Origin of the sequence: Thauera aminoaromatica, assembly GCF_000021765.1 — a bacterium.
Classification (GTDB): Bacteria; Pseudomonadota; Gammaproteobacteria; order Burkholderiales; family Rhodocyclaceae; genus Thauera; species Thauera aminoaromatica.
This window is the reverse complement of the sequence record NC_011662.2, coordinates 825,023-848,375: the sequence shown is the minus strand read 5'-3', so window position 1 is coordinate 848,375 and position 23,353 is coordinate 825,023. Positions and strand designations below refer to the sequence as shown.

At 70.1% G+C, this 23,353-nt stretch carries 21 protein-coding genes; 3 read left to right on the top strand and 18 right to left on the bottom strand.

What is annotated here, in order from left to right; genetic code table 11:
- Nucleotides 1-9 precede the first annotated feature (9 nt).
- The 3 genes from qhpC to peaA all read right to left on the bottom strand — a co-directional run bounded on the left by qhpC (nucleotide 10) and on the right by peaA (nucleotide 3,379).
- Nucleotides 10-336, bottom strand: coding sequence for a quinohemoprotein amine dehydrogenase subunit gamma (qhpC, locus tag TMZ1T_RS03715; protein WP_004308014.1), 327 nt, complete (start codon nucleotides 334-336; stop codon nucleotides 10-12).
- Entirely contained in the window at nucleotides 333-1,763 is a 1,431-nt protein-coding gene (peaB, locus tag TMZ1T_RS03710) for a quinohemoprotein amine dehydrogenase maturation protein (RefSeq protein WP_012584627.1), read from the bottom strand. The genes qhpC and peaB overlap by 4 nt, the downstream gene beginning before the upstream one ends.
- A gap of 68 nt (nucleotides 1,764-1,831) precedes the next feature.
- Nucleotides 1,832-3,379, bottom strand: a complete 1,548-nt coding sequence (gene peaA / locus TMZ1T_RS03705; protein ID WP_407083904.1) for a quinohemoprotein amine dehydrogenase subunit alpha — start codon at nucleotides 3,377-3,379, stop codon at nucleotides 1,832-1,834.
- A gap of 556 nt (nucleotides 3,380-3,935) precedes the next feature.
- Between peaA and TMZ1T_RS03700 the strand changes: the two genes are divergently transcribed.
- Entirely contained in the window at nucleotides 3,936-4,919 is a 984-nt protein-coding gene (locus TMZ1T_RS03700) for a helix-turn-helix domain-containing protein (RefSeq protein WP_004308019.1), read from the top strand.
- Nucleotides 4,920-5,020: 101 nt separating this feature from the next.
- Here the strand turns inward: TMZ1T_RS03700 and qhpG are convergent, their stop codons facing one another.
- The 12 genes from qhpG to TMZ1T_RS03640 form a co-directional block, all read right to left on the bottom strand.
- Nucleotides 5,021-6,364 (bottom strand): flavin-dependent monooxygenase QhpG, encoded by a 1,344-nt coding sequence (gene qhpG, locus TMZ1T_RS03695; RefSeq protein WP_012584625.1) that lies wholly within the window; start codon nucleotides 6,362-6,364, stop codon nucleotides 5,021-5,023.
- The gene (gene qhpE / locus TMZ1T_RS03690; RefSeq protein ID WP_012584624.1) at nucleotides 6,354-7,037 is read right to left on the bottom strand and encodes a subtilisin-like serine protease QhpE; all 684 of its coding nucleotides are present in this window, start codon (nucleotides 7,035-7,037) and stop codon (nucleotides 6,354-6,356) included. The genes qhpG and qhpE overlap by 11 nt, the downstream gene beginning before the upstream one ends.
- Nucleotides 7,034-8,770, bottom strand: a complete 1,737-nt coding sequence (locus TMZ1T_RS03685) for an ABC transporter ATP-binding protein (RefSeq protein ID WP_012584623.1) — start codon at nucleotides 8,768-8,770, stop codon at nucleotides 7,034-7,036. Before TMZ1T_RS03685 ends, qhpE begins: the two co-directional genes overlap by 4 nt.
- 94 nt (nucleotides 8,771-8,864) lie before the next feature.
- Nucleotides 8,865-9,785 carry an MBL fold metallo-hydrolase gene (locus TMZ1T_RS03680; RefSeq protein ID WP_004315441.1) on the bottom strand — a complete coding sequence of 307 codons (921 nt, stop codon included), beginning with the start codon at nucleotides 9,783-9,785 and terminating at the stop codon, nucleotides 8,865-8,867.
- Complete coding sequence (locus TMZ1T_RS03675; RefSeq protein ID WP_012584622.1) at nucleotides 9,782-10,003, bottom strand: DUF1289 domain-containing protein; 222 nt, start codon at nucleotides 10,001-10,003, stop codon at nucleotides 9,782-9,784. The genes TMZ1T_RS03680 and TMZ1T_RS03675 overlap by 4 nt, the downstream gene beginning before the upstream one ends.
- Nucleotides 10,000-10,200: a DUF1289 domain-containing protein gene (locus TMZ1T_RS03670; protein WP_012584621.1), complete on the bottom strand. Its 201-nt coding sequence runs from the start codon at nucleotides 10,198-10,200 to the stop codon at nucleotides 10,000-10,002. The genes TMZ1T_RS03675 and TMZ1T_RS03670 overlap by 4 nt, the downstream gene beginning before the upstream one ends.
- A 161-nt stretch (nucleotides 10,201-10,361) precedes the next feature.
- On the bottom strand, nucleotides 10,362-11,297 hold the full coding sequence (locus TMZ1T_RS03665; RefSeq protein ID WP_012584620.1) for a hydroxymethylglutaryl-CoA lyase: 936 nt from the start codon (nucleotides 11,295-11,297) through the stop codon (nucleotides 10,362-10,364).
- Between the two features lie 109 nt (nucleotides 11,298-11,406).
- Nucleotides 11,407-13,098, bottom strand: coding sequence for an AMP-binding protein (locus TMZ1T_RS03660; RefSeq protein WP_040829322.1), 1,692 nt, complete (start codon nucleotides 13,096-13,098; stop codon nucleotides 11,407-11,409).
- 462 nt (nucleotides 13,099-13,560) lie between these two features.
- Complete coding sequence (locus TMZ1T_RS03655) at nucleotides 13,561-15,564, bottom strand: acetyl/propionyl/methylcrotonyl-CoA carboxylase subunit alpha (RefSeq protein WP_012584619.1); 2,004 nt, start codon at nucleotides 15,562-15,564, stop codon at nucleotides 13,561-13,563.
- 43 nt (nucleotides 15,565-15,607) lie between these two features.
- Entirely contained in the window at nucleotides 15,608-16,399 is a 792-nt protein-coding gene (locus tag TMZ1T_RS03650; protein WP_004315431.1) for an enoyl-CoA hydratase/isomerase family protein, read from the bottom strand.
- 9 nt (nucleotides 16,400-16,408) lie between these two features.
- Nucleotides 16,409-18,016 (bottom strand): carboxyl transferase domain-containing protein, encoded by a 1,608-nt coding sequence (locus TMZ1T_RS03645; protein WP_012584618.1) that lies wholly within the window; start codon nucleotides 18,014-18,016, stop codon nucleotides 16,409-16,411.
- A 14-nt stretch (nucleotides 18,017-18,030) separates the two neighbouring features.
- The gene (locus tag TMZ1T_RS03640) at nucleotides 18,031-19,212 is read right to left on the bottom strand and encodes an isovaleryl-CoA dehydrogenase (protein WP_012584617.1); all 1,182 of its coding nucleotides are present in this window, start codon (nucleotides 19,210-19,212) and stop codon (nucleotides 18,031-18,033) included.
- A 162-nt stretch (nucleotides 19,213-19,374) separates the two neighbouring features.
- Here TMZ1T_RS03640 and TMZ1T_RS03635 point away from each other — a divergent pair, with 162 nt between their 5' ends.
- Nucleotides 19,375-20,421, top strand: coding sequence for an AraC family transcriptional regulator (locus TMZ1T_RS03635; protein WP_012584616.1), 1,047 nt, complete (start codon nucleotides 19,375-19,377; stop codon nucleotides 20,419-20,421).
- A 21-nt stretch (nucleotides 20,422-20,442) separates the two neighbouring features.
- Here TMZ1T_RS03635 and TMZ1T_RS03630 read toward each other — a convergent pair whose 3' ends face one another.
- Complete coding sequence (locus tag TMZ1T_RS03630; protein ID WP_012584615.1) at nucleotides 20,443-21,627, bottom strand: hypothetical protein; 1,185 nt, start codon at nucleotides 21,625-21,627, stop codon at nucleotides 20,443-20,445.
- Between the two features lie 77 nt (nucleotides 21,628-21,704).
- Nucleotides 21,705-22,070: a cupin domain-containing protein gene (locus TMZ1T_RS03625; protein WP_004312062.1), complete on the bottom strand. Its 366-nt coding sequence runs from the start codon at nucleotides 22,068-22,070 to the stop codon at nucleotides 21,705-21,707.
- Between the two features lie 222 nt (nucleotides 22,071-22,292).
- Between TMZ1T_RS03625 and TMZ1T_RS03620 the strand changes: the two genes are divergently transcribed.
- Nucleotides 22,293-22,769 carry a hypothetical protein gene (locus TMZ1T_RS03620; RefSeq protein WP_261789194.1) on the top strand — a complete coding sequence of 159 codons (477 nt, stop codon included), beginning with the start codon at nucleotides 22,293-22,295 and terminating at the stop codon, nucleotides 22,767-22,769.
- Between the two features lie 122 nt (nucleotides 22,770-22,891).
- Here TMZ1T_RS03620 and TMZ1T_RS03615 read toward each other — a convergent pair whose 3' ends face one another.
- On the bottom strand, nucleotides 22,892-23,317 hold the full coding sequence (locus TMZ1T_RS03615; protein ID WP_012584613.1) for a nuclear transport factor 2 family protein: 426 nt from the start codon (nucleotides 23,315-23,317) through the stop codon (nucleotides 22,892-22,894).
- Nucleotides 23,318-23,353 lie beyond the last annotated feature (36 nt).

Genomic DNA, 23,353 nt, shown 5'->3' with positions numbered 1-23,353 from the left:
TCCGCCCCCTTACAGCTTGTCGCCCGGGAAGACCGAGCCGAGATTGCGCCAGTCCTCGCGCGAGTTGGTCGCGTCCTTGTTCCAGTCCGGGTAGGTGTTCATCACGTCCGGCACCTGGGCCGGCCACCAGCACGGATCGGCGCAGCCGTAGAGATCGGATTCCATCGGCTGGCACAGCGAGGACACACCGCCGAAGGCGTCCACTTCCCAGCCCGGGTCCACCGTCGCCGCGCAGCCGGCGATGGCGCTCATCGCCACCACCTCCTCGACCCGGTCCTCCGCGACCGCCTTGTCCAGCAGCCGCGCCTTGTTGTTGATCGCCTTGAGATGTTTCATGACGCCCTCCTCGGGGAAATATGCTGTTCGATGAAGGCCGGGTTCCCGGCCATGATGCGGCTGTAGACCTCGATGCCGAAGTCCACCCAGTCGCGCATCAGATCGCAGTAGTGGTAGGTGGGATGTGCGGGATCGCCGTAGCGCGCGTAGCTCTCGTGGTAGCAGCCGCCCGAGCACAGGTTGCGGATGCGGCAGCTCGCGCAGCCGGTATCCGTGCGATCCAGGCGCTGGGACAGGAAATCGCCGAGCTGCGCGCGCTGGATACCGTTCTTCACGTCGCCGAAGGTCGGCAGCGTGGAGCCGGTGAAGCGATGGCACAGGTTCAGTTCACCCTTGTGGTCGACCGCGAGCATCTTCAACCCGGCGCCACAGGGCAGCGCCTTCTTGTGGCCTTCGTGCAGGTCGGTGATCAGCTGGTGCATGTTGGAGAAACCGATGTTGCGTCCCTCCAGCGCCGCCTCCAGATAGCGCGCACCGAGCCGCTTCAGCCCGGCGAAGACCTCGACCAGCTCCGCGCCCGTGAGGTTGAAGGTGCTGATGTCGCCCGAGGTCACCGGCGCGAAGCCCACTTCGGCAAAGCCCAGCTCGTTGAACAGGTGGTCCCAGATGCGCTCGACCTCGGTGGTGCCGTGGGTGAGCGTGACCCGTGCCCCCACCGGCCGCGCGTGGTAGCGCGCCAGCAGGCGCTCGGCCTTGCGCCGCACGGTCTCGTAGGTGCCCTGGCCGCCGACGGTGAGCCGGTTGCGGTCGTGGATCGCCTTCGGACCGTCGATGCTGATCGACAGCCCGAAGCGGTGGGCATCGAGCCAGTCGATGGTGTCGTCGGCGAGCAGGGTCGCGTTCGTCGTCATGACGAAATCGACCTGCTTGCCGAGCTCGGCGAAGCGCGCCTCGCAGTACGCGACCACGTCCTTGATCAGCGGCAGGTTGCTGAGCGGCTCGCCGCCGAAGAAGACGACGTTGTAGCGCGGCTCGTCCGGCGACTCGCGCAACATCATCTCGATCGCGTCGCGCGCGGTCCCGAAGGCCATCTTGCGGCCCGCCGAGGGCTTGTCGAGGTCTTCCTTGTAGCAGTAGGTACAGCTCAGGTTGCAGCCGGTGTTGACGTTGAGCACCACCGTGGTGAGCGGGAAGCGCTCGAAGGTGTGCGCGAGCGTGCCGGCGCCGGCGGGGCGGCCGTCGTCGATGAGCTCGAGCGCGACCAGCTCGCGGATCGCCTCGGCCACCTCGTCGGCGTCGAACTCGGTGCGCAGGCCGTCGATCAGGGCCTCGACGGTGAGGCTCTGACGGCGGATGCGATCGATCAGCGCCGCGCTCAGCGGGTCGAGCGCGAACAGCGAACTGCTCGGGATGTGGAACAGCATGCGCGTCTCATCGATGCGCAGCTCGTGCAGGTTGTCCTGCACCAGATTCAAGACGGCACCCATGGGAGCCTCCTTCGGGGTCGGGATTGCGGAGGGCAGGCAGCGCCTGCCGGAACAGGACGCGCCACCGATCAGGGCAGCGGCGGGTTGTTCCAGCGTGGCGGCGCCACGATCACCTGGCCTTCGCCGCGCAGGCGTTCGCCACCCTGAGCCACCTCGGCCACCACCTTCAGGTTGCCCACGTTGCTCGCCGACATCCGCCGCACCGGGTTGGGACCGGCATCACCCGGCACGAAGACCCCGCTCGCGGCATCCATCAGGCCGGCGAACTCGACGTCCTGGTCGCGCACCGCCGCCTCGTCGAAGGGCTCGACCGACCACTTCGCCGGCACCACGCCGATGCGGAAGTCGTCCTCGGTGCCAGCCTTGCCGTCCGCGCCGGCTGCCCAGGCCTCGGCGTCGAAGCGCGCCTCGACCTTGGCCGTGGGCGTGCCGTTGCCGCCGATGCGTGCGACCGCGAACGCGGGCGACACCTTGACCGCGGCGATGCTGTCGTACAGCGCGAGGCTGCCGCCCGAAGCCTTGCCGACCGCCACCGCGTGCACCCCGCGCGCCGCGGCGTCGCTCTGCACGCGGACCACGACCTCGGTCGCCGATCGCTTGACCGTACCGACCAGCTTCACGCCCTGCGGCAGCGTCACCTCGCCCGCCAGCCCGGAGCCGACGATGCGCAGTTCGGCGCCTTCACCCGCCTTGAGGTAGGCCGGATGCACCGCCAGCACGCGGCTGTTGCCCGCCTGTTGCAGGCTGGCGACGACGTCGGCGCCGACCTCGTCCTGGTCGCGCAGGAACATGCGGCCGCGCATCATGCCGTCCTCGACCGCGAACACCTGGCGCATCGGCGTGCCGTCGACGACCAGGTCGCCGCGCCACTCGTAACCGGTGTAGATCAGCGCCCGCCCCCTGCCCTGCATCGGCCTGCCATCGTCCCAACGCCCGTCGAAGGCGAGCGTGTAGCGGTCCCGGCCCTCACCCGCCGTCACCTTCATCACGCCCGAGAATCCGCCGCGGCCGGTCAGATGGCCGCTCAGGCTCCACTCGCCCTTGACCGTCTGCGGCGCGCGCGCCTGCCACTGCTTCCAGGCCTCGGACTGCAACGGCAGCTTGCTCGCAAGCTCCGGCACCATTTCCTTCAACGCGATGCCGAACCAGTCGCGGTCGCGGCCGAGGGCCTGGTACTCGGTCGTCGGGAACTGGCCGAGATGGAAATGCACCAGATGCTCCCACTCCGCCGCCGGGCGACGCTGCAGCATCACGCGCGCACCGGAATGGCAGCGCGCGCACATCTGGGTGAACTTCTCCGACTCGAAGGCCTCGACGGTATTCAGGCGACGCTCCATCGCGTAGCGCACGCCGGTGGTCTCGGACGGCGCCAGGCCCTGGCGGTCGGCCAGGTGCTTGACCACCGTGCGGCGTTCCTCGTCGGTGATCTTCAGGCCGTGGACGATCTGCATGCGTGCCACCGACATCAGCCAGCCTTCCGGGGTCTTGCGCTGGTGGCTGATGCGGCTGATGCCGTCCTCGGTTTCGGTGTGACAGGGCAGGCACTTGGCGCGGATCAGCGCTTCGGCCGAGGCATGCGCCGGGGGGGCGGCCAGCACGACGCCGAGCGCAGCCATACTGCCCATGGCAGTGGCAAGGGTTCTGATTTTCAAGACCGGATCTCCTCTTCGTGTCCTTGGATGAGGCGTCCACCCGGTGGGCCGGCATCGCCGTCCCGTGCGCGGGGAACACCGCAGCGCTGCACAGACCGAGGGCAAGCACGGACACCGCTCGCGACGGGCGATCCGATCCTGTCTCCTCCTCACGCCACCGCAAGGTCACGCGAGTCCGCTTGCTGCCCTTCTGCGAGGGCCTGCACAACTGCTGCCTCTGCCTCCGCACGCCCGGTCGGCGCCGGGTCGATGTGGAAGGCGAGCAGATCGTAGGCGCGGACCTTCCGTGCGCGTTATCCGAAAACGGCAAGCCACGGCGGCGGCCGGTCCCGGACCCCGGGTTGCAAAACGACCCGCCGCCGTGCCATTCTGAAAAACGGCCGCACAGCACTGGGGAAGCGTTCATCCGCACCCTGAGCGGCAGGGACAAACATAACGACAAGCACGATCGGCCACCGATCGAGAGAGGAAGAGACATGTTGGCCAACGCCACCCGGCAACTGCCCAGGGGGTGCGGGCAATGAGCCCGGCTGCCCAGCCTTCGGGAAACGCCCCGTACTCCTACACCCTGCGCCACACGCTCGATGCCGACGAGCACGCCGCCTGCCTGACCAACTGGCATCAACGCTACGACCAGCTCACCGCGGGCGCCTTCGACGGCGTGTTCGAGGAGTTCTGCTTCGGCAGGGTGCAGCTGTTCCGCGAGGGCCTGAACCAGTCGGTGCATCAGGCTGGCGGGGCGTGGCCCGGCTCGCGCACCTTCGCCGTGCCGGTCGCGATCGAGGGCACGGGCTGGTTCGGCGGCGAGATGTATGACGCGCACTCCATGCTGACACTCGGAGGCGACGACGAGCTCGACTTCCGCACCCCGCGCCGGCTCGAGATCCTCGCCTGCACCGCCGACTCGGCCGCGCTCCACGACTACGCGCATCAGGTGGACCACCGCAACCTCGAGGCCGAGCTCGCCGGGCGCAAGCTGGCACCGACCACCCCGGCGGGAATCGCGGCGCTCGGGCAACTGCTGGCGACCATGACGGCCAGCCTGCGGGCGACCCCCGAGCTGCTTCTGCACCCGCAGATGCGCAAGGCGATGGAACAGGCGCTGTTCGCGACCCTACTCGACACGCTCTCCTGTGGCGGCGGACGGGCCGGTGCACCGTCCTGTCGCGCCCGCCAGCAGGTGGTGGCGCGCGCGCGCGCCTACATGGAGGCCCACATCGACGAGCCGATCACGGTCGCCGACCTGTGCATCGAGCTCGGCATCTCGCGCCGCACCCTGCAGTACAGCTTCCAGGACGTGCTCGATCTCAACCCGGTCAAGTTCCTGCGCGCGATCCGCCTGAATGCGGTGCGCCGCTCGCTCAAGGCCGCGGACCCCAATGGTCGCGGCACGGTCGCCGACATCGCCGCACGCTGGGGCTTCTGGCACCTGTCGCACTTCTCCGCCGAGTACAAGACGATGTTCGGCGAGCTGCCGTCGGACACGCTCAGGCGCGCGGGCTGAGCAGGCGCGGCGGGCGAAAAATAAAATCTTTTGCTGGAACCATTAGCCCAAATCGGCAACACGCTCCGCCGTCCGGGAGACGAAATGGATGCAGGCGGCGCTCAATCCAGCCAGTTCTGTGCCCGCATCCAGGCCAGCAAGGCGGCGGCACGCGCACGCTCGAGCCCGAAACGCGCGCACAGCAGCGCCTCGCCGGCAGCTTTTTCCAGCGCATCGCCTCCCTCTCGACGCAAGGCGGCAAGCATGGGCGCCACCGCCAGACCATCGAGGTGCCAAACGCCGAGCGGCTGGTCGGGCGTCACCACGACGTCTTGCTCGACGATCCGCCCCGCGCACACCACCGGCCCGCGCGCAACACGCACGGTCTCCGGCCTCACCTTGGCGTGCAGCGGCAGGGCATCCGGCCAGCCGCGGCGCGCGGCCCAGAACGGCGCCTGCGGCCAGCGCGCTTCCTGAGCGTAGAAATCGCGCCCGATTCGGGCGAAGCGGTGGAACAGGTGCTCGATACGCCGCGTATGGAAGTGCTGCGCGAGCGCGGTGCGGCCCCGATCGTGACGGAGGGTAGCCACCACCGCCGGTGCCTGCAGCGCGGACGACAGCGCCTGGAAGATGCCGTTGCCCGAGAGCGGATCGACCGCCATCGCCGCATCGCCGACGCGGATCCAGTCGTCGCCGGCCACCGATTCGTTGAGCACCGCCGTGCTGGTGCGCGCGTGCGGTTCGCCGACCGGCTGCGCATCGCGGACGAAGGGCGCCGCCGCCTCGACCGCGTGAAACCGTGCGCTGCAGTAGTCGCCCAGGGCCCTTTTCGGCGGCAGGTCGGCGCTGGCAACGTCCACCGTCAGCTGCAGATAGCGCCGTCCATCGGCCAACGCGGCCATCCACATCCAGCCATCCTCGACGCTGAGAACGGTCGAGCCCGCCTCGCCCGCCGGTCCCTGCCAGTACTGCAGCAGCGACACCGTCTCCACTCCGCGCACCCGCGGCGCCCCCCCGCCGGGCGCGGCGCGGCCGCGCGCCTCGACGAGGAAGCCCGCCGCCATGCGGCGCGGCCCGGCATCGGTGTCGATCTCCAGCTCATGGCCCCCTGGCGCGGGGTGCAGCGCCGTCACCCGGCCGCGCACCACGGGCACGCCGAGGCGCTCCAAGTCCTCGAGCAGCCCCTGGTCGAAGCGCTGGCGGTCGACCAGGCTCTCCACGTTCGCCTCGGTGTAGGTGCCATTCCACACCGCCCGCCGCGGCGAAGGCGGCGCGAACGCCGTCAGCGCCCGCTGCAGGCCGAGGCCGCGCAGCGCGTCGATGACGCGCGCCGAGACGCCCTCGACCGCGGCGAAACGGCGCGGCTCGCCCACCAGCACCACCGGCTCGCCCATCCGCGCCAGTCCGATCGCCACCGCCGCGCCCGCGGGGCCGGCGCCGAGGATGACGATGCCGTCAGCCGCCATGCTGTCTTCTCCTCGGGTCGTCCACACCGTGGTGGCGCGCCTGCTCGACCAGCCAGGCACGCAGTGCGTCCGCGTCGCCGCCCCGCGCGAAGTGCCGCGCGGCCAGTCCGGTGAACCAGGCACAGGCCATGCTCGCACCCGCGCCGGCGAGGCTACCGTCGAGCGGCCGCACATGGGCACCGAAATCGATCTCGGCGGAGCCGATCGCGGCGAGCTCGCCGGGTGCGCAGCGCGCATCTCCGGTCACCCGCAGCACGCCCGGAAAACCCGCCGGATACACGGTCTGGCCGCGCGCGGGCGCCGCCGCGCACGGCACGGTGCCGGCCGCCAGTGCGCGCGCGCAGGCCTCGGCCAGCACCGGCCGCGGTTCGCGCAGGCCCAGACTCAGATTGACGAGCTGGGCGCCGTTCGCCACCGCCCAGTCGATCGCCGCCGCCACCTGCGCCGCGGTGGTCGTGAGGCGCTCGCGGAACACCTGGACGACCAGCAGCTCGGCCTGCGGCGCGCAATGCAGCAGGATCCCGGCCACGCGACCGCCGTGGCCGAGCGCGTCGGCGGTGGCCGGCGCCTGGCGCACGGCACGGTCTTCGAGCACCAGGGCGACCGCGTCCCGCACCTGCAGCGCCTGTGCTGGCGTGCACCCGCTATCGACCACGGCGATCCGCACCGTCATGACCGCACCGTCACCGCCGCCGGCGGCAGCACCTCGAGCCGCCCGCGCTCGAGGTGCACGCGCAGATCGCAACCGGCGAGCGTCGCCGCGCGGTGGCTGATCAGGATCCGCGTGCGTCCGGCGAAGAGCGCATCGACCTCGGCGATGATCGCCGCCTCGGTCGCCTCGTCGACCGCCGAGGTCGCCTCGTCGAGCACCAGGACGCACGGCTCCTGCAGCAGCGCACGCGCGATCGCGATGCGCTGGCGCTGGCCGCCGGAGAGCTGCTGACCGCGCTCGCCGAGCGCTGTCTCCAGCCCCAGTGGCAGGCTTGCGATCAAGGCGTCGAGGTGCGCCCGCCGCGCCGCGGCACGCACCGCCCCCTCGTCCGCCTGCGGCGCGGCGTAGCGGATGTTCTCGGCGAGCGTGCCGCGGAACAGCACGATGTCCTGGCTCACCACCGCCACCGCGCGGCGCAGCGCGCCGAGCGGCAGCGCGCGCAGGTCGGCGCCGTCGAGCCGGATGGTCCCGGCCTGGGGGTCGTAATGACGGTGCAGCAGGTCGATCAGCGTGGACTTGCCGACGCCCGAAGCGCCGCTCAGTGCGACCTTGCTGCCCGCGGGTACCGTCAGTCGGGCGCCGTCGAGCACCGCCTCGGCGCGTCCCTGGTGGTGGAAGACGACCGCATCGAACTCGATCCGGCCCTGCCACGCCGGCACGGCCCGCTGTGCCGCGCCGGGGTGCGCGCTATCCACGACGTCGGCCGGCGCCTCGCGCAGCTCGCTCACCCGCCGCAGACTCACGCTCATGCGCTGGATCGCGACATACAGGCCGAGCAGGCTGTTGACCGGCCCGGTGGCCATGCCGAGGTAGGTGGAGAACGCGATCAGCGCGCCGAGCTGCCAGCTGCCCTCGATCACCCACCAGCCGCCGATCATGAACGCGGCGGCGCGCGTCGCCGAGGTCAGCGTGGACGGGATCGCATGGGTGAGGAACTCGGTGCGCTGCAGGCGCAGCAGATCGTCGAGGTAGCGCGCGCCGAGATCGTCGAGCCGGCTGCGCTCGTCGGCCTCGCGGCGCGAAGCCTGGATGAACTTCATCGCCGGCAGGGTCTCGACCAGAAAGCTCGAGACATCCGCCGCGCGCTCGCGCACGGTGCGCGTGCGCGCCTCGACCTTGCGCCGCATCCGCCGCAACCACAGCGTCTCGAGCGGCACCAGCACCAGCACCAGCAAGGACAGCTTCCACGACAGGCTCAGCATCAGCGCCACCGCGCCGAGCAGGCCGATCACGCTGCTCACCGCTGCGAACAGGCTATCCACAGCGAAACGCTGGATCTCGGCGACGTCGCCGTCGAGGCGCGACAGCAGGTCGCCCATGCGCTGACGGCCGTAGAAGGCGGGCGACAGCGTCTGCAGGTGGCGATAGAGGTCGCTGCGCAGCGCGAACAGGATGGAGCCGGACAGACGGGTGTGCAATTGCCGGTTCACCCCGGCGAGCACGGTGCCGACGATGCCGACCGCGATCATCGCGCCGGCGACCATCAGCAGGGTGCGGTAGTCGCGCGCGAGCAGGCCCTCGTCGATCAGCAGCTTGGTCAGCCAGGGCTGCAGCAGCACCAGCAGGGTGGCCGCGCAGGAGAGCAGCAGCAGGCCGGCAATGCGGCGGCGCTGCGGGCGCACGAAGCCGTACAGCCAGCGCAGGCCGCGGCGCAACTCGTCGGGCCGCTCTGCATGGATCAGGCCGGCGAGCATGACCCGGCTCGCGACGACGACGCGTCCATCGGGCCCGCTGCGCATTGGCGGTCGCACGCGACGAAGAGGCGGCCAGGCACGCGCATCGCCCGCCTCAGCTCGCGACCAGCATGCCGTGCTCGCGCCGCGCCACACCGGCGCGCTCGAGCTCCTTCACCAGCCAGGCTGCGAGCGCATCGGCGTCGAGGCCGAGGAAGCGCGCGTTGGCGGTGCGGTACAGCGGGGTCTCGTCGAGATGCCGCGGCAGCTCGACGAGCGCCATGCTGCGCACCTCGAGCAGCTTGAAGGTGATGCAGGCGCGGATCGCGTTGCGTGCCATGCGCGCGCCGTCGTCCTCGAAGGCGCGGAGGCGCGCGAAGGCGCGCTCGAGCGCGTCGTCGAATTCGGCGAAGGGGGCCCCATGGCCGGGAATCACCGCATCCACCGCGAGCCGGCCGATCGCCTCCAGGGTGCGGCGCGCCTCGCCGAGCGCGTCGCCCTGGCCCATCACCTCGGCGAACAGGATGCCGAAGCCGTCGCGCCAGAGCGCATCGCCCGAGATGAGAATGCGGCGATCGGGGTTGTAGTAGGCGAGCGCGTCCATGTCGTGGCCGGGGGCGGCCACCGCCTGCCATTCGAGCTCGCCGGCGACGAAGCGCGCCCCGGCCGCGAGCGTCGCGTCATGGCGGAAGCGCTCGCCGGCCTGCGCGCCGACGCTCAGCAGCAGCGCCTCCTCGTCCCACTCCTCGACCGCGCGCGCCATGCCCTCGGGAACCGTGATGCTGCAGCCGAAGGCGCGCTGCACGCTGGCGTTGCCGCCGATGTGGTCGGAATGCGAGTGCGTGTTGATGAGGCGGCCGAGACTGCGGCCATCGAGCGCGGCGCGCACCAGCTTCACCGTCTGGTCGGCATGGCTCACGTAGCCGGAGTCGATCAGGGTCGCCTCGTCGCCGTCGAACAGGAGCACGTTGTTGGCCGACAGCCAGCCGCGCTCGAAGACCTGCAGGCTGGCAGGCAGATGCGGACGCGCGCTCAATCGCTGCCTTCCCCGACGCGGGCCGCGACGTTGGGCGGCAAGGGCACGCCGGCCGCCTGCGCCGGGGACGCCGCCGCATCGGGCTGCCCCGCGACCTGCGCTCCGGGCGCCGGCGTGGGCACGCCGTTGATCTCTTCGGCAGTGCGACCGCAACCCAGGCACACGCCCGAGTCCCAATCGATCATGCACACGCCGACACAGAGCGCGTCGCCGCTCATGTGCGCAAGTCCACGGCGGGGGAAGCCGCGGCCAGGCGCGTGCGGCGCTCGGCCACGGCGGCGAGGATGGCGCGGCGGTCGTCGTCGGTGCTGCGGCTCCAGCGCGTGATCTCTTCGATCGTGCGCTGGCAGCCCTCGCACCAGCCCGTGTCGGGACTCATGCGGCAGAGGTTGATGCAGGGGGAAGGAACGCTCATGGCAGTCATCTCTGTAGGGCGGCGGGCGGGCCATGCGTGTGGTCCGCCTCGTGATCCGGAAGCCGGATTATGAAGCAGTCGGCAAGCCATGGCTCGCGAGGACCGCGTTCGACCGCCTCCCCGCCCGCGTCGCACGCACCCTCCGTCGCTTCATCCCGCGCTCAGGCGCAGGCCGTCTTGGCGCGCTTGGCCAGCACCGCACGCGCCACACGCGAGGCAGGCTCGCGGCCAAGCTGGGCGCTGATCCAGGCGGCGGTGTCGACGAGCGCCTCGAGATCGATGCCGGTATCGATGCCGAGCCCGTTCATCAACCAGACCACGTCTTCGGTGGCGACGTTCCCCGAGGCGCCCGCCGCATAGGGACAACCGCCCAGGCCGCCGACCGAGGCGTCGAACACCGCCACGCCCATCTCCAGCGAGGCGAAGACGTTGGCCACCGCCATGCCGTAGGTGTCGTGGTAGTGGCCGGCGAGCTTGACCACCGGCACGCGCTTCGCCACCGCTTCGAGCATGCGCCGGATGCCGGCCGGGGTGCCGACGCCGATGGTGTCGCCGAGCGAGACCTCGTAGCAGCCCATCTCCAGCAGCGTCGCCGCCACGTCGGCCACCGCCTGCGGCGCGACCGCCCCCTCGTAGGGGCAACCCACCACGCAGGAGACGTAGCCGCGCACCCTCACGCCGGCCGCGTGCGCCGCCTCGGTGACCGGGCGGAAGCGTTCGAGCGACTTGGCGATCGAGCAGTTGATGTTCTTCTGGCTGAAGGACTCGGAGGCGGCGCCGAACACCGCAACCTCCCGTGCCCCGGCCGCCAGCGCGGCCTCGAAGCCCTTGAGGTTGGGGGTGAGCACCGGATAGGCGACGCCGGGCGCCGCAGCGGCGAGCACGCGCGGCAGCAGCTCGGCGTTGTCGCCCATCTGCGGCACCCACTTGGGCGACACGAAGGACGTGGTCTCGATCGCCTTCAGCCCGGCGCGCTCGAGGCGGCGCACGAGCTCGAGCTTGGTGTCGGTGGAGACGAGCTGCTTCTCGTTCTGCAGGCCGTCGCGCGGCCCCATCTCGACGATGCGGACGGCGGCGGGAAGGATGGAATTCGCCATGGAGGGGGTCTCCTCAAGAAGCGTTCAATTGGGCTGCAGGAGCAGCGATCAGCCGTCTTGGCCGATGCCGCCACGCCGACAAGAACACGCGAGCACGACAGACCCGCGATCAGGCGGTCTTCGCCTCGTCGAGCCCGAGCTCTTCCTTCATCCTCTGGCGGATCAGGAACTTCTGGATCTTGCCGGTCACCGTCATCGGGAAGCTGTCGACGAAGCGGATGTAGCGCGGGATCTTGTAGTGGGCGATCTGGCCCTTGCAATACTCGCGCACCTCGTCCTCGGTGAGGCGCTCGCCCTCGCGCGGGATGATCCAGGCGCACAGCTCCTCGCCGAACTTCTGGTCGGGGATGCCGACCACCTGCACGTCGAGCACCTTGGGGTGGGCGTAGAGGAACTCCTCGATCTCGCGCGGATAGATGTTCTCGCCGCCGCGGATCACCATGTCCTTGATGCGGCCGACGATGTTGCAGTAGCCCTCGTCGTCGATCACCGCGAGGTCGCCGGTGTGCATCCATCCGCCGGCGTCGATCGCCTCCTTCGTCCTGGCCTCGTCGTCCCAGTAACCGAGCATCACCGAATAGCCTCGGGTGCACAACTCGCCGGACTGGCCGCGCGGCACGATGCGGCCCTCGTTGTCGACGATCTTCACCTCGAGATGGGGCTGGATGCGGCCCACGGTGGATACGCGGCGGTCGATGGGGTCGTCGGTGCCGCTCTGGAAGCTCACCGGCGAGGTCTCCGTCATGCCGTAGGCGATGGTCACCTCGGACATGTTCATCTTGCCGATCACCCGCTTCATGACCTCGATCGGACACGGGCTGCCGGCCATGATGCCGGTGCGCAGGCTGGAAAGGTCGAACTCCGCGAAGCGCGGATGATCGAGCGCGGCGATGAACATGGTGGGCACGCCGTAGAGGCCGGTGCATTTTTCCTGGGCCACGGTCTCCAGCACCGCCAGGGGCTCGAAGGCCTCGCCCGGATAGACCATGGTGGCGCCGTGGGTCAGGCAGCCGAGGTTACCCATCACCATGCCGAAGCAGTGATAGAGCGGGACCGGGATGCACAGCCGGTCGCCGGGCATCAGCTTGATCGCCTCGCCGACGAAGAAGCCGTTGTTGAGGATGTTGTGGTGCGACAGGGTCGCACCCTTGGGGTGGCCGGTGGTGCCGGAGGTGAACTGGATGTTGATCGGGTCGTCGAACTGCAGCTTCTCGGACAGCACGGCGAGCGCGGTCAGTTCCTCGCGGCTGGGCGCGCGCAGCAAGTCGTCGAAGCTCATCATGCCGGGCGACTTCTCTGCGCCCATGCGGATCACCATCTCCAGGCTGGGCAGGCGGTGGCTGCGCAGCAGGCCGGGCTCGCAATGGCCGAGCTCGGGCGCAAGGTCGGCGATCATCTCGAGGTAGTTGCTGGTCTTGAAGGCGGGCGACAGGATCAGCGCGCGGCAACCGACCTTCTCGAGCGCGTATTCGAGCTCGGAGCGGCGGTAGGCGGGGTTGATGTTCACCAGCACCAGGCCGGCCTTGGCGCTGGCGAACTGGGTCAGCGCCCACTCCATGTTGTTCTGCGACCAGATGCCGATGCGCTCGCCCGGTTCCAGGCCGAGGCGCATCAGGCCGCAGGCGAGCGCGTCGACCTTGCTCTTGAGCTGCGCGTAGGTCAGGCGCACGTCCTGGTGACGCACCACCAGCGCCTCGCGGCCGGCGTGGCGGGCGCAGGCCTCGTCGAAGAAGCGGCCGATGGTCTGGCCGATCAGGGGTTTGGCGGAAGCGCCGTGCACATAGCTCGCAGTGCTGCTCATCGTGTCGTCCTCTCTCCTGTTCTTGTCGTCGCGCGGCATGTCGCGCTCGCAATCCTGTCCATCCCGTGCCCGCGCCACCACGGAACCGCTTCATTCGCGACTTGCGTCGCTCCTACACGGCGCCCCAGACGCGCGCACGGTTTCCGTCATCACCGACCCACCCCATCGCAAGCGGGCGGGGAGCCCCACACGCGCGCGGTTTTCCGGCATCGCCGACGCACCCCATCGCAGGTGGGCAGGAAGCGCCAGATGCCCGGCGCTTCCCGTACGAGCGACGCAAGTCGCGATCGGGCGGCTGCGCGGCACAGGCGTGGCGCCGGTGCGCCCTGCGGCATGCTTGGACGCCTCCTGCGGAAAACCGCCGCGCCTCGGGGGCCATGTGGGAGCGACGCCAGTCGCGATTGCCGCCGGGCACCCGCGACCGCGCCGAACAGGCGCAGGCGCCCCGCCACGGCGTTGGCCTCAAACCGCCGCGGCTTCGAACTCCACCAGCTCGGCACCGTCGCCGACCTGGTCGCCGACGCCGAAGCGGAAGGCCTTGACCGTGCCGGCCGCCGGCGCGGTGATGGTGTGCTCCATCTTCATCGCCTCCAGGATCAGCAGCGGCGCGCCCTTCTCCACCTTCGCCCCCTCTGCGGCGACCAGCGCGATCACCTTGCCCGGCATCGGCGCCATCAGCCCGCCCTCGGCGCCACCGCCCTCGCCACCGTGGTGCAGCGGGTCGACCGCGGCCAGTTGCCAGGCGCGGCCCCTGGCGAAGACGTGGCGACGGCCGGCGGCGGCGATCACGGTGGCGTCCATGCGGGTGCCGTCGAGCTCGACCCGCAGCAGGCCGCGCGGGTTGAGCTCGCCGCGCGCGACCACGCTGCTGCTGCCCACCGTCAGCCGCCAGGCGCCGGGCAGGTAGGCCACCTCGACCGCGCGCTCGCTCTCGCCGTGGCGGAACAGCAGGCTGCGGCAGGCGGTGGCGTTCATGCGCCAGCCGTCGCGGGCATGCCAGGGCGAGGCCGGATCGGCGCCGCGCGCCGCGCGGCGGTCGGCGAAGGCGGCGTCGCGCAGCAGCTCGGCAAGCGCGGCGATCTGCAGGACCTCGGCCGGCACGGCCTCGTCGGCTGGAAACAGGTAGGCCTTCTCGCGCTCGATGAGCCCGGTGTCGAGGTCGGCGCCGGCGAAGGCCGGACAGGCCGTGAGGCGCGACAGGAACTCGATGTTGTTGGCCACGCCCACCACCCGGTAGTCGGCGAGGGCCTGCAGCATGCGGGCGAGCGCGCGGTCGCGGTTGATGTCCCACACGATCAGCTTGGCGATCATCGGGTCGTAGTGCGGGCTGATCTCGTCGCCCTCCTCGACGCCGGTGTCGACGCGCACGTGCAGGCTCTCGGCCGGCGGCGCCAGATGCACCAGCTTGCCGGTCGAGGGCAGGAAGCCCTTGGCCGGGTCTTCGGCGTAGATGCGCGCTTCCAGCGCATGGCCGCGGATCTGCAGTTGCTCCTGCGCCAGCGGCAGCTTCTCGCCCGAGGCGACGCGCAGCTGCCACTCGACGAGGTCCAGCCCGGTGATCATCTCGGTGACCGGGTGCTCGACCTGCAGGCGGGTGTTCATCTCCATGAAGTAGAAGGAACCGTCCTGGTTGGCGATGAACTCCACCGTGCCCGCGCCGACATAGCCCACCGCCTTGGCCGCATCGACCGCGGCCTTGCCCATCGCGGCGCGGCGCTCGAGCGTCATGCCGGGCGCGGGGGCTTCTTCGAGCACCTTCTGGTGGCGGCGCTGCACCGAGCAGTCGCGCTCGAACAGGTACACCACGTTGCCGTGGGTGTCGCCGAAGACCTGGATCTCGATGTGGCGCGGCTTGGTGATGTACTTCTCGACCAGCACGTGGTCGTCGCCGAAGCTGGAGATCGCCTCGCGCTTGCAGGAGGCGAGCAGATCGATGAAGTCCTCCGACCTGTCGACCAGGCGCATGCCCTTGCCGCCGCCGCCGGCCGCAGCCTTGATCAGCACCGGGTAGCCGATGGCGTCGGCCTGCTGGTGCAGCCAGGCCGGGTCCTGGTCGTCGCCGTGGTAGCCGGGCGTCAGCGGCACGCCGGCCGCCTCCATCAGCTTCTTGGCCTCGGACTTCGAGCCCATGGCGCGGATCGCCGACACCGGCGGGCCGATGAAGACGATGCCTTCGCGCTCGCAGGCGTGGCAGAAATCCTCGTTCTCGGACAGGAAGCCGTAGCCGGGGTGGATGGCCTGGGCACCGGTCTGCTTCGCGGCAGCGATGATCTTGTCGATCACCAGGTAGCTCTCGCGCGCCGCCGCCGGGCCGATCAGCACCGCCTCGTCGGCCAGGCGCACGTGGCGGGCATTGGCGTCGGCCTCGGAATACACCGCGACGGTCTTGATGCCCATGCGGCGGGCGGTCTTGATGACGCGGCAGGCGATTTCCCCGCGGTTGGCAATCAGGATCTTGTCGAACATTTCGTCTCCAGCGTGTCTTGTGTCGGTTCGGCACGTCGGCCGCTCAAGCCTGCGCGATCCACGCCGCGGGGCGCTTGTCGAGAAACGCCGCCAGGCCTTCCTTGGCCTCGGGCGTGGCGCGCAGGCTGGCGATGCGGCGCGCGGTGTCTTCCACCAACGCATCGCTCAGCGGCCGGTTGGCCACCGCGCGGATCAGGTCCTTGGCCGCGGCCTGCGACTTCGGACCGCCCTGCAGCAGGGCCTCGACGACCTCCTTCACCTTGGCGTCCAGTTCCTCGCTCGCCACCGCCTCGTGCGCCAGGCCGAGTTCGGCCGCGCGCGCCGCGCCGATGCGCTCGGCGGTCTGGAAGTAGCGGGTGGCCTGACGCTCACCGATGGCGCGGATCACGTAGGGGCTGATCGCCGACGGGATGATCCCGAACTTGACCTCGGAGGTCGCGAACACCGCCTTGTCCCCGGCGATGCAGATGTCGCAGGCGCTCGCCAGGCCCATGCCGCCGCCCAGCGCCGCGCCGTGCACGCGCGCGATCGTGGGCTTGTTCATCTCGGCCAGGGTGCGCAGCATGCCGGCAAGCCGCATCGCGTCGGCGAAGTTCTCCGCCTCGCTCGCCTCGCCGGCAGCCTTCATCCAATTGAGGTCGGCGCCGGCCGAGAAGCTTTTTCCCCGCCCGGCCAGCACCACCGCGCGCACCGCCTCGTCGGCATCCAGTTCGATGCAGGCCGTCGTGAGGTCGGCGATCAGTTGCGCGTTGAAGGCGTTGTGCACGTCCGGGCGATTCATCCAGATCGTCGCCACGCCGGCTGCGCGCACGATCTCCAGGGTCTCGTAGCTCATCTCGCCCCCTTACATCCGGAACACACCGAACTTCGTCTGCGGGATCGGCGCGTTGAGCGTGGCCGACAGCGACAGGCCGAGCACGCGGCGCGACTGCGCGGGGTCGATCACGCCGTCGTCCCACAGGCGGGCGGTGGCGTAGTAGGGATGACCCTGCACCTCGTACTGCTCGCGGATCGGCGCCTTGAAGGCTTCTTCGTCTTCCTTGCTCCAGGTGCCGCCCCTGGCCTCGATGCCGTCGCGGCGCACCGTGGAGAGCACGCTCGCGGCCTGCTCGCCGCCCATCACGCTGACGCGCGCGTTCGGCCACATCCACAGGAAGCGCGGCGAGTAGGCGCGGCCGCACATGCCGTAGTTGCCGGCACCGAAGCTGCCGCCCATGATCATGGTGATCTTCGGCACCTGCACGGTGGCGACCGCGGTGACCATCTTGGCGCCGTCCTTGGCGATGCCGCCGTTCTCGTACTTGCGCCCGACCATGAAGCCGGTGATGTTCTGCAGGAACAGCAGCGGGATGCCGCGCTGGCCGCACAGCTCGACGAAGTGCGCGCCCTTCTGCGCCGACTCGCCGAACAGGATGCCGTTGTTGGCGACGATGCCCACCGGGTAGCCGTAGAGGCGGGCGAAGCCGGTGACCAGGGTGGTGCCGTAGCGCGGCTTGAACTCGTCGAAACGCGAGCCGTCGACGACGCGCGCGATGACCTCGCGCACGTCGTAGGGCTTGCGCGGGTCGGCAGGGATGATGCCGTAGATCTCCTCGGGGTCGTAGGCGGGTTCCTCGCTGTCGGCGAGCGCCAGTTCGACCTCCTTGCGCTGGTTGAGGTTGGAGACGATGCGGCGCGCAATGTGGAGCGCGTGGCTGTCGTTCTCGGCGAGGTAGTCGGCCACGCCCGAGATGCGCGTGTGCACGTCACCGCCGCCGAGGTCCTCGGCGCTCACCACCTCGCCGGTGGCCGCCTTCACCAGCGGCGGACCGCCGAGGAAGATCGTGCCCTGGTTCTTGACGATCACCGCCTCGTCCGACATCGCCGGCACGTAGGCGCCGCCGGCGGTGCACGAGCCCATCACCACCGCGATCTGCGGGATGCCCTGGGCGGACATGTTGGCCTGGTTGAAGAAGATGCGGCCGAAGTGGTCGCGGTCGGGGAAGACCTCGTCCTGCGTCGGCAGGTTGGCGCCGCCCGAGTCGACGAGGTAGATGCAGGGCAGGCGGTTGGCCTGGGCGATCTCCTGCGCGCGCAGATGCTTCTTCACCGTCATCGGGAAATAGCTGCCGCCCTTCACGGTGGCGTCGTTGGCCACGATCATGCATTCGAGGCCCTGCACGCGGCCGATGCCGGCGATCACGCCGGCGCTCGGCGCGTCGTTGTCGTACATGCCGTAGGCCGCCATCTGGCCGATCTCGAGGAAGGCCGTGCCGGGGTCGAGCAGGTGGCCGACGCGGTCGCGCGGGAGCAGCTTGCCGCGCGCGGTGTGCTTGGCGCGCGCCGCCTCGCCGCCGCCGAGGCTGACCTCGGCGGCCTTGGCGCGCAGGTCATCGACCAGGCCGCGCATGGCGCTGGCGTTGGCCTGGAAGTCGGCGCTGCGGGTGTTGATGCCGGATTTGATCACGCTCATGGGGGTGGCTCCGCTCAACGGGTCTCGGAGAAGAGTTCGCGGCCGATCAGCATGCGGCGGATCTCGCTGGTACCGGCGCCGATCTCGTACAGCTTGGCGTCGCGCCACAGGCGGCCGGTGGCATATTCGTTGGTGTAGCCCACGCCGCCGAGGGTCTGGATCGCCTCGCCGGCCATCCAGGTGGCCTTCTCGGCGGTGTACAGGATCACACCGGCAGCGTCCTTGCGCAGCGTGCGCGCATGGTCGGTGCGGTCGCAGGCCTGGCCCACGGCGTAGGCATAGGCGCGGCAGGCGCTCCAGGTGGAGTACAGGTCGGCGACCTTGCCCTGCATGAGCTGGAATTCGCCGATCGGGGTGTCGAACTGCTTGCGCTCGTGCAGGTAGGGCACCACCACGTCCATGCACGCCGCCATGATGCCGAGCGGGCCGCCGGAGAGCACCGCGCGCTCGTAGTCCAGGCCGCTCATCAGCACCTGCACGCCGCGACCGATGTTGGCCTCGCCGCCGAGCACGTTCTCCGCCGGCACCTCGACGTCGTCGAAGAACAGCGGGAAGGTGTTGGAGCCGCGCATGCCGAGCTTGTCGAGGTGGGTGCCGTGGCTGAACCCCTTCATGCCCTTCTCGATGATGAAGGCGGTGATGCCCTTGGGGCCGGCGGCGATGTCGGTCTTGGCATAGACCACCAGGGTGTCGGCGTCGCCGCCGTTGGTGATCCACATCTTGCTGCCGTTGAGGATGAAGCGGTCACCCTTGCGGTCGGCGCGCAGCTTCATGCTCACCACGTCGGAGCCGGCGTTGGGTTCGGACATCGCCAGCGCGCCCACGTGATCGCCCGAGATCAGTTTGGGCAGGTACTTCTGCTTCTGCGCCTCGGTACCGTTGCGGCGGATCTGGTTGATGCACAGGTTGGAGTGCGCGCCGTACGAGAGGCCCACCGAGGCGGACGCGCGCGAGATCTCCTCCATCGCCACGATGTGCGCCAGGTAGCCCATGTCGGTGCCGCCGTACTCCTCGCTCACCGTCATGCCATGCACGCCGAGGTCGCCGAGCTTCTTCCACAGGTCGGCGGGGAACTCGTTGACGCGGTCGATCTCGGCCGCGCGCGGGGCGATCTCGGCGGCGCAGAAGGCCTGCAGGGTGTCGCGCAGGGCGTCGATGGTCTCGCCGAGGTTGAAGTTCAGGCTGGGCACGTTCATGGGGTGTCTCCTTCTCGAGGTTGTCCTGGCGCGTGGGGCGGTGCGCGGAAAATCCATTATGGACGGCGCATGCCCGCGGATGGGGCGAGATTAACCGGGCCGCTCGCGCGGCGAGTGCCATCGAGGTTGCAATTCGTGCCACGCCGGCTAGCATTCCGGCACATGAAGATCCTCGCCCCCTCGCCCGCCGAACTCACCCGCGGCCGCGCCGCCACGCCGATCGCCTTCATCCGTGCGATCGTTGCCGGGTATCGGCTGCGGGGCATGGATCCGGCCAGCGCGCTGGCGCAGGCGCAGATCCCGCCCGCGCTGCTGGAAGATCCGGCCGCACATGTCACCGCCGCGCAGATGGAGCTGCTCTCGGGCGTGGCGATGCAGGAGCTCGACGACGAGGCGCTGGGCTGGTTCTCGCGCCGCCTGCCCTGGGGCAGCTACGGCATGCTCTGCCGCGCCTCACTGACCTCGCCGACGCTGGAGGTGGCGCTCAAGCGCTGGTGCCGTCACCACCGCCTGCTGACCGAGGACATCGTCTTCGAGCTCGCGCAACGCGGCGGCATGGCTACGATCCACGTCGCCGAGCACGCCGGACTCGGCGAGCTGCGCGAGTTCTGCCTCGTCAGCACGCTGCGCTACCTGCTCGGCTACGCCTGCTGGCTGGTCGATTCGCGCATCGCGCTCGGCGAGGCCGCCTTCCCCTTCCCTGCCCCGGCGCACGCCGACGCCTACGCCTACCTCTTCGCCGGCCCGGCGCGTTTCTCCGCCGCGGCCGCCTGCATCCGCTTCGACGCGCGCTACCTCGCCCTGCCGGTGCGCCGCGACGAGAAGGCGCTGCAGGCCATGCTGCAGCGTGCGCTGCCGCTCACCGTGCTGCAGTATCGCCGCGACCGCCTGCTGGTGCATGGCGTCGCGCAATTGCTCGCCGCCAACCCCGCCGCCGCCCACACCGCCGAGGAGGTTGCCGCACAGCTCAACCTGTCGGTGCGCACCCTGCACCGACAGCTCAAGGAAGAAGGCGTGTCGCTGCAGCGCCTGAAGAACGCGGCGCGGCGGGAGCATGCGGTGAAGCTGTTGCTGCAGAGCGCCAGACCGGTGAAGCAGATCGCAGCCGCCGTCGGCTTCGACAGCGAGAAGAGCTTCGCGCGCGCGTTCCGGGAGTGGACGGGGGTCGCGCCAAGCGCGTACCGGTCAAACGCAGAGCCCGCCTGCTAGCGGACGCCTTTCATCCACGGCCTAGATCAGGTTGCTCGGGTTGGAGCACGCCGACTTCGACACCGCTGGCGCAGGCGGCCGCCCCGAGAGGTCGATCGTCGCAGCGTAATAGGAACTGGAATTCGCGAAGGGTGCGATGCGCTGTCCGAGCTCGAGCCGGAACGGTGCCCGTCCCGGCGCGCTGCCCGAGAACACCCGTTGCCACTCGCCGGCGCCGAATTCCTCGCAAGCGATCTCGGTGAGCGTGACGCCGCGCACGCGCATTGCACCGACGATGTCGTAGGGTGGCTCGGCGCCGACCTCCATCCAGCTCATTCCCAAGGTCTTCGCGGCGGGTGAGCCGGTCACCGAGACCTCGAACTTGCCCAGGCGACCGCTCGCCGACAGCTCGCGTGAGCGGGGCCTGGCCGCCCAGCGCACGCCGGCCAGGCGCTGGCGCAGACTCGCCAGCGGCACCGCTTCACCCGCCGAGGCCGGCAGGGCGGCCAGCAGTGCATCGGTCGCCTCCGCACTCTCGGTGACCTTGCCCCAGTCCGCCACACATTGCTCGTCGGCCCAGCGTGCAGCATCCGCACTGCGCGAAACATAGGCCTGGCGGCATCCGGCCAGGAAGCGCGAACGCGCCGCGGGCGGCACCACCAGGGGCGCGGGCGGGGAACCCGCCGCTGCGCCGACACCTGGCGCCGCCGGCACAGGCGCGGCCGCGGATGGTGCCGCCCCCGCATCACTGACCGCGACCGCTTCACCAAAGCCATGCCCGTTCCACGCCAGTTGCGCGGCACACTGCGTGCGGGGGTTGCTGCCTGCACCGCAGGCTGCCCCCTGGCGGGCGATCTGCACCTTGGCCGGCTTGCCGGCGAGCACCCGATAGCCGACGAGCCGATCGGAATAGACGCGGCGCGCCGCGTTGCGCGCATCGACGACGAAGATATCCACCCGCCCTACGCCCCCCGGGCGGAACAGACCCGGCCGGCCGAGGCAGTCGTAATCGCCCTCGGAGAGCAGATAGTCGAGCCGGCCATCGCCCGTGAAATCCTGCGCCACGACGAAACGCCCTGCCCCGGCGCGACCGCCAGCGGCGACGCAGCGCCGGTCGAGCTCGTCCATGTGATCGAGCACCACGTTCGGGACGGGTGGGCGCGCCTGCGCGAAGACCGCCGAAGCGACGCAGAGGCCAAGAACGAGCGAACAGAATCTTGCGGGCATGGCAGCGACCTCCGGGTGGCTTCTGCAGCCTAGACGCTGCACCCGCCACGGGCAAGGCGTCCGCCCGATCGCGCCCCTCAACCCATCTCGCCACGCTTCACGAACACGTAGTGCTTCGCCACCGTCTCCAGCACCTCGAACACCCCGTTGAAGCCCGCCGGGATCACGCACGCCTCGCCCGGCCCGAACTCGCGTGCGAGACCGCCCTCGTCGGTGATGCGGATGCGTCCAGAGAGCACATGGAAGAACTCGTCGGTGTCGTCGGCGAAGGCGATCCGCCACGCGCCCGGCTCGCAGCCCCACAGCCCGGCGGACATGCCGTCGCGCTCGAAGTGGGCCCACGTCGCGCGCTGCGGATTGCCCGCGACCAGGCGCTCGAGGCGGGGGAAGTCGAAGCTCGGTTGCGTCTTTGCGGCGGAGAAGGCGGTGAGCGTCTTGTGCATGGCGGCAACGGGGATGCAGTGGAGGCCGCATTCTAGCCTCGCTGCCCGACCGCTCGCGCGGCCCCCTGTCCTCACGCCCCCACCACGTTCCCCCGGCCGGGAGGCCGCCGCGGACTGCGCGCCGGCGGGTCTAGAATGAGCGTATCAGGCCCCCAGGCCCCCACAATGAACGCGCCCTTACTCGCCTTCCTGACCTGGCCGCAACGCTGGCTGCTGTTGGCCGTGCTGCTCGCCCTTTCTGCGCTCTTGTTGTTCGGACGCATCGCAAGCTTGGACGAGTTCATCAAGGCCAGGGGCGAGGGTGGCATCATGGCGCTCCAGTTCGCTGGATCGGCGGCCCGCGCCGCGCATCTCCTCGTCGCCTGGCGCGGCCTGGAGGATCTCTTGCGCTCGCAGACCCGCTGGGACTTCCTCTTCCTGCTGGTCTACCCGGCGGTACTCTCGCTCGCCTGCGCGATGCTGGCCGAGGCGCGAGGCAACCCTCTGCCGACGATCGGGATCTTCGTCGCCTGGCTCGCACTTGCGGCGATACCGCTCGACGCGATCGAGAATCTGGCCACGCTGCGCATGATCGACCACGGTGCGAGCGAACCGCTGGCGCGATGGATCACCGTCTGCGCAACGATGAAATTCGCCATCGTCCTCACTGCCGCCGGCTACCTGCTCGTGGCGGGAATCGCGACACTCTTCCAGCGCTGATGACCCGGCCGGGATCCCGCACCCCCCGCGGCGGGACGGGTGCAGGTCGACACCACAGCACCACGCCGCACGCCCGGATCAGCGACTCGGGGCGCCCCGGTCCGCGCACACCCCTGCAGCCCTTACACCGGTTCCGGCATGCTGTGCCACCAGATGGCACAGCGCGTGCACACGCCACTGCCGAACTCCGCCTTCAACACGCCGTCGAGCACCATGCGCGGCAGCGGGTCGCCCGGCTTGCGCGCGACCAGGTTGGTGCCGGTGGATTGCGCCCAGATCCGGAACAACTCCTCCGAGGCCACCTGGTAGGTGACGTGCCAGTGCGCGATGCCGCCGGCGGGCGAGGTGGCGAGGATCTCGTAGCGCACCTGCACGTCCTCCTGCAGCTTCACGCGCTGCCAGTAGGCGGCGAGTTGCGCATGTCCGCGCTGCACCGCAAAGGGGGTGTTGTGGTATTCGCCATCCTCCGCGAACAGGGCGCAGAACTGCGCCTCGTCGCGTTCCTCCCAGGCCTTCTTGTACCCTTGCATGAATTGTTCGATATCCATCTTTCAGCCTCCTCGCTCTCTTGTTATCGTCCACCT